Origin of the sequence: Pseudorhodoplanes sp. (assembly GCF_035565855.1) — a bacterium.
Classification (GTDB): domain Bacteria; phylum Pseudomonadota; class Alphaproteobacteria; order Rhizobiales; family Xanthobacteraceae; genus Pseudorhodoplanes.
This window is the reverse complement of record NZ_DATMRX010000325.1, coordinates 1-5,354: the sequence shown is the minus strand read 5'-3', so window position 1 is coordinate 5,354 and position 5,354 is coordinate 1. Positions and strand designations below refer to the sequence as shown.

Genomic DNA, 5,354 nt, shown 5'->3' with positions numbered 1-5,354 from the left:
CGCGGCCACCACCTCCGCGCTCGCGCCCGGATACTGGCCCGACACGCTGATGACGGGCGGCGCGATCTCCGGATATTGGGCGACCGGCAGGCGGCTGAACGCCACCCCGCCCAGGATCACGATCACGATCGAGACCACCGCGGCAAAAATCGGCCGATCAATGAAGAAGTGCGAAATTCGCATACTGTCGGCGCCCTACGAGTCCCTGCTGCGGGTTGTCACTGCTTCGCGCTATCGGTTTTCTACCGACCGATTTACTGATTCTTGGCCTGCGGCCCCGGTCCGCTGCCCTTCTCCTGCGGGGTGACCTTCTGTCCGGGCCGCACCCGCATCAGACCGTTGACGACGATGCGGTCGCCGGCCGCGATCCCGTCCCGGATGACGCGCAGATTGTCATCGGTCATCGGCCCGAGCGTCACGTATTTCTGCACCGCCGTGTTGTCGCCGTCGATGGCGAGAACGAATTTGCGCGCCTGCTCCGTGCCGATCGCGACATCAGGCACAAGCAGCGCCTGATAGGTCGGCGAGCCCGGCACGCGAATGCGGCCAAACATGCCGGGAATCAGGACGCCATCGGGGTTGGAGAACACCGCGCGGCCACGGATCGTGCCTGACGACTTGTCGATGACATTATCGAGGAAGTCCATGTAGCCGCGATGCTCGAAGCCCTTTTCATCGAGCAGCTTGAGCTCGACGACGACGCCGCCGTCGCGTCCGGTCACCTCTTTGCCGCTGCGTGAAAACCGCTCGTAACGGAGGTACGACGCCTCATCCATCGTGAACTCGAAACGGATCGGATCGATCGAGACGATGGTCGCCAGCAGCGTGGTGTTCCCGCTCGTTCCGCCGGTGACCAGGTTGCCGGTCGATACGCGACGATCGCCGATGCGCCCCGCCACCGGTGCGCGAAGTTCGGTGAATTCAAGGTCAAGCTCGGCCTGGCGCACCGCGGCTTCGTTCGCAGCAACCGAAGCCTCCGCGCTGCGGAACGCCTGAGTGCGCTGGTCGAAGGCCTGCTCGGTGATGGTGTGGTCGCGGACAAGCTGCTTGGCGCGATCGAGGTCGGTCTGGGTAAACGCCAGATTGGCCTTCGCCTGCGCCAACGCGCCGCGCGCCTGGTCGAGGGTATTCTGGAACGGGCGCTTGTCGATGGTGAACAGGAGATCGCCCTGCTTGACCATCTGGCCGTCGCGGAAATGGATCTTGTCGAGGTAGCCCGACACCCGAGCCCGCACCTCGACGGAATCGACCGCCACGAACCGGCCGACATATTCGTCGTGATCGGTGACGCCGCGTTCAATCGGCTTGGCCACCGTCACCGCGGGCGGTGGCGGCGCAGCTGGCGGCTGACTCTGACCACAAGCCGCCAGCACCGGCGTGACCACGACGAAGGCGGCGGCAAGCCGCCAGGGAAAGCTGTGAATCATAGGACCCGTTTGCTGCTAGCAAATCGCTGATGTTGCAATGCGGCAAGATAGAGACGCCGGTCGATAAAGGATAGGGAGAGACCGAGCTATGTCGCCTCCGGTGCCGGTTCAAGGCTTTCGTTCAGAAGCGCCGCTTATCATTCCTATCAACAAAATTGAAGTCAGTTCCCGGAAGCTTCTGGAACGCTCCCCTTTCCCCGTCCGCGGAACAACACCATCCACTCCCGGCCGAACAGCACCAGAACCACGCCGCCATAGGCCATCGCGCTGACAATCCCGAGGACCAGCAGCGTCGCGACATCACGCAACGACGGCCAGTCGGCGAACAACGCGGCAACCGGACGCTCGCAGCACCATAACACCGCCGCAAGCGCAAGCGACGCAGCCACGAGCTTGAGGCTGGATCGCCAGAGGCGCCGGTCGATGGCGAACAGGCCCTGCCGCACTCCGAACCAGACCAGCAGCGCGAGATTGATCCACGCGCCCACCGATGTGGCAAACGCCAGCCCGACCTGGGCGTAACGGTCCATGAGCAGGACCTTGAGCGCAACGTTTACGATGACAGCAACCAGCAGCGCCTTCACGGGTGTCGTGGTGTCGCCGCGGGCCAGGAACGTGACCGACGCACTGCGCATCAAGACGAACGGCAGAAGGCCGATGGCGTAGGCCATCAACGTCATCGCTGCCGCGTGCGCATCCGATGCGGTGAAAGCGCCGCGTGTGAACAACGCGCGCATGATCAGTTCGGGGATCAGGACGAAGGCCACGAGACAAGGCAGCGACAGCAGCAGCGTCAACTCAATGGCGCGATTCTGCGAATGCCGTGCGCCCACTTCATCGCCGACCGTGATCCGCCGCGCCATCTCTGGAAGCAGCACGGTGCCGGCGGCGATGCCGATGACCCCGATGGGCAATTGGTTCAACCGGTCGGCGTAATAGAGCGCCGACAATGCGCCGGCGGCGAGAAAGCTTGCGATGATGGTGTCGGCAAACAACGCGATCTGCGTTCCGGCGGAACCGACGACGGCCGGACCGAACCGCTTGAGGAACAGCATCACCTCGGCATCAAGCCGCGGCCAGCGCAGCCTCGGCATCAGGCCATGACGCGCGGTATCGCCCGCCACCAGAAGGAATTCCAGGATGCCGGCAAGCAGCACGCCCCATGCCGCCGCATGTCCCGCGGTCGGAAAGAACGCTGCGAGCGCGAGCGTCATCATCATCGAAAGGTTGAGCAGGATCGGCGCGGCGGCCGCCGCCGCGAAGCGGTCCACGGCGTTGAGAATACCGCCGTAAAGCGTGACGAGGCTCACCAGCAGCAGATAGGGAAACGTGATCCGGGTCAGATCGACCGCGAGCGTGAAGCGACCCGGATCCTTACCGAACCCCGGAGCCAGAAGGTCGATCACGCCGGGCGTAAAGAACAGCGCCGCCGCGAGCAGAGCGATCTGGCTCGCCAGCAGCAGCGTGAAGACACGATCGGCAAACAACCGCACCGCGGCCTCGCCGCTGGTGCCGCGGACTCGCGCGTAGGATGGGATGAAGGCTGCATTGAACGCGCCTTCGGCAAAGATGGCGCGAAAGTGGTTGGGCAAGCGCAGCGCCACGAAAAAGGCGTCGGCGACCGGCCCCGCTCCCAGCACCGAGGCCAGCATGATGTCGCGCAGGAAGCCCGTCGCACGCGACAGAAGCGTAATTCCCCCCACGGTCAGGATGCGGTCAATCATCGGATGTCACGCTTGTGTCAACACCTTGTTGTTGCTGAAATCGATTCGCTATTCGCCCGCACAGTCTGGCTATCGCGGGCGATTTTTGGAATAGTGCCGCACCATGACCAAAATCGTTCCTGTTCTTCTCGCCGGCGGCGCCGGAACACGGCTGTGGCCGGTGTCGCGCGACGCCTTGCCCAAGCAATTCCTTCCTCTGGTGGGTGAGCGTTCGACTTATCAGGATACGTTGCTGCGGGTCGCGGCCGGCGACCTGTTCGCCCCACCCATCGTCATCACCGGTAGCGATTTCCGGTTCTTTGCCCGCCGCCAGGCTGAGGAACTCGGAATCGAAGCAACCGTGGTCATCGAACCGATGCGCCGCGATTCGGGGCCAGCGGTGGCCGCCGCTGCGGCGCTGGTGAAAAGCCGTGATCCCGATGCGGTGGTGCTGGCGCTCGCCGCCGATCACGTCATCCTCGATCTCGAAGAATTCCAGGCCACATGTCTCGCCGGCCTCGCGGCGGCACAGGCCGGCCGCATCGTGACGTTCGGGATTACACCGACCGCCCCGAAGACCAGCTACGGCTACATCCGGCCCGGCAAACCGGTCGATCAGGGTCGAGGCAATGCCGCCGGCGCCACGGCCGGCCCGGTTTATGCGGTCGAAGCGTTTGTCGAAAAGCCCGACGCCGACACCGCCGCGCGCTACGTCGCAGAGGGCTACCTCTGGAACTCCGGTAACTTCCTGTTCCGCGCCGATACGCTGCTGTCCGAGTTGGCGCGCTACGAGCCTGAAATGGCGGCTGCGGCCGAAGCCGCGGTCGCCGGCGCGAGCGACGATCTCGGTTTCCTGCGGCTTCAAGAGCAGGCTTTCTCGGAAGCGCCGAAAAAATCCATCGACTATGCGGTGATGGAGAAAACGAACCGCTCGGCTGTCGTTGCCGGCCGCTTCCGCTGGTCCGACATCGGTTCGTGGGATGCGATCTTCGATATCGCCGAACGCGACAAGGCAGGCAACGCCATTCAGGGAACGGTGGTTACGGCAAACACGCGCAATTGCGTCGTCCACTCGCTCGACCGGCTCACCGCCATCATTGGCGCGGAAGACCTCGTGGTGGTGTCGACGCCCGACGCCGTCCTGGTGGTGCCGCGCGACCGTGCGCAGGATGTCCGCGAGCTTGTGGCCCAATTGAAGGCCTCGAAGCGGCGCGAGGCCACCGATCATCGGCGCGTGCATCGGCCGTGGGGCTTTTATGATTCCGTCGACTCGGGAGAGCGCTTCCAGGTCAAGCGCATCGTGGTGCATCCGGGCGGTACGCTTTCGCTGCAAAAGCATCATCATCGCGCCGAGCATTGGGTCGTCGTGCATGGCACGGCCGAAGTCACGATCGGGTCCGATGTCCAAGCGGTGCACGAGAACGAGTCTGTCTATATCCCGATGGGGGCCGTCCACCGCCTCGCCAACCCCGGCAAGATTCCGCTGGAGTTGATCGAGGTGCAGACCGGAAGTTACCTCGGCGAGGACGATATTATCCGCATCGAGGACATCTATCAGCGAAGCTGACGAGATCAGGCGCAGCGGCTCAAGGCATCGGTGGGTTGTTGGCCTCCGTCTTCCAGTCGAACGACGTGAAGCTTTGCAATTCACAATGGTCGATCAGGACGGAGAGACGCGACTGCACGATCTGCTCACGCTGGAAGAACACGGCATAGTAGCGTGGCGGAAAGGGAAACTTCTGCGCCTTCACGCAGACCTGCCAGGATGCCCCTTTCAGCGAATCGACGCGCCGCACGTCGGAAATCTCCAGCGTTCCCGCGCTATCGGGGCTGCCAACCACTTCGGGAAGATGGTTGGCGATCAGAAACCGATAGGCCGGCTCGGGACCGGCCACGTCCTCGGACGACCAATCCGGCAACAATCCCGACACCGCACAGGCACTGAGCATCAGCGCCAGCGGCAGTAACAACAACACGCGAAAGGCCATGCATCCCCAAATGCAGATGGTCTCAGGAGCGGACAGTCCCCGACGGCGGATAATCCGAAAAGAGGCCGGATCGATTCGGCCGGGCACAGTCGCGTGTCGCGGCTACGACGTCAATGCGGCACGCACCGCCTCGATCACCCGGTCTTGCGTGGGGGCGTCGAGATAGGCGTGCATCGGCAGGCTGATGACCTCGTCGGCCAGCCGGTCGGTCACCGGAATGCCGTTATCGACCACCG

General features: G+C 63.8%; 5 protein-coding genes and 1 pseudogene. 1 reads left to right on the top strand and 5 read right to left on the bottom strand.

Annotated features, from left to right (window positions below):
- From VN004_RS18595 to murJ, 3 genes are all read right to left on the bottom strand, one after another.
- The coding region (locus tag VN004_RS18595; protein WP_325613227.1) for an efflux RND transporter permease subunit at window positions 1-183 on the bottom strand (183 nt) is incomplete at its 3' end.
- Window positions 184-254: 71 nt separating this feature from the next.
- Window positions 255-1,427: an efflux RND transporter periplasmic adaptor subunit gene (locus VN004_RS18590; protein ID WP_325613225.1), complete on the bottom strand. Its 1,173-nt coding sequence runs from the start codon at window positions 1,425-1,427 to the stop codon at window positions 255-257.
- Between the two features lie 161 nt (window positions 1,428-1,588).
- Entirely contained in the window at window positions 1,589-3,151 is a 1,563-nt protein-coding gene (murJ, locus tag VN004_RS18585) for a murein biosynthesis integral membrane protein MurJ (protein WP_325613223.1), read from the bottom strand.
- Window positions 3,152-3,254: 103 nt separating this feature from the next.
- On the opposite strand from murJ, the gene VN004_RS18580 reads away from it, so the two are divergent.
- A complete protein-coding gene (locus VN004_RS18580; RefSeq protein WP_325613220.1) occupies window positions 3,255-4,697 on the top strand; it encodes a mannose-1-phosphate guanylyltransferase/mannose-6-phosphate isomerase in 1,443 nt (480 codons plus the stop codon).
- A gap of 19 nt (window positions 4,698-4,716) precedes the next feature.
- On the opposite strand, the gene VN004_RS18575 is transcribed toward VN004_RS18580, so the two are convergent.
- Entirely contained in the window at window positions 4,717-5,118 is a 402-nt protein-coding gene (locus tag VN004_RS18575; protein ID WP_325613218.1) for a hypothetical protein, read from the bottom strand.
- A 102-nt stretch (window positions 5,119-5,220) separates the two neighbouring features.
- Window positions 5,221-5,354: pseudogene (locus VN004_RS18570) on the bottom strand (aminotransferase DegT); the annotation flags it as partial.

Bases quoted from the DNA above. Each gene is read 5' to 3' on its own strand.
- VN004_RS18590 (WP_325613225.1), bottom strand. From the start codon at position 1,427: ATGATTCACAGCTTTCCCTGGCGGCTTGCCGCCGCCTTCGTCGTGGTC.
- VN004_RS18580 (WP_325613220.1), top strand. From the start codon at position 3,255: ATGACCAAAATCGTTCCTGTTCTTCTCGCCGGCGGCGCCGGAACACGG.
- murJ (WP_325613223.1), bottom strand. From the start codon at position 3,151: ATGATTGACCGCATCCTGACCGTGGGGGGAATTACGCTTCTGTCGCGT.
- VN004_RS18575 (WP_325613218.1), bottom strand. From the start codon at position 5,118: ATGGCCTTTCGCGTGTTGTTGTTACTGCCGCTGGCGCTGATGCTCAGT.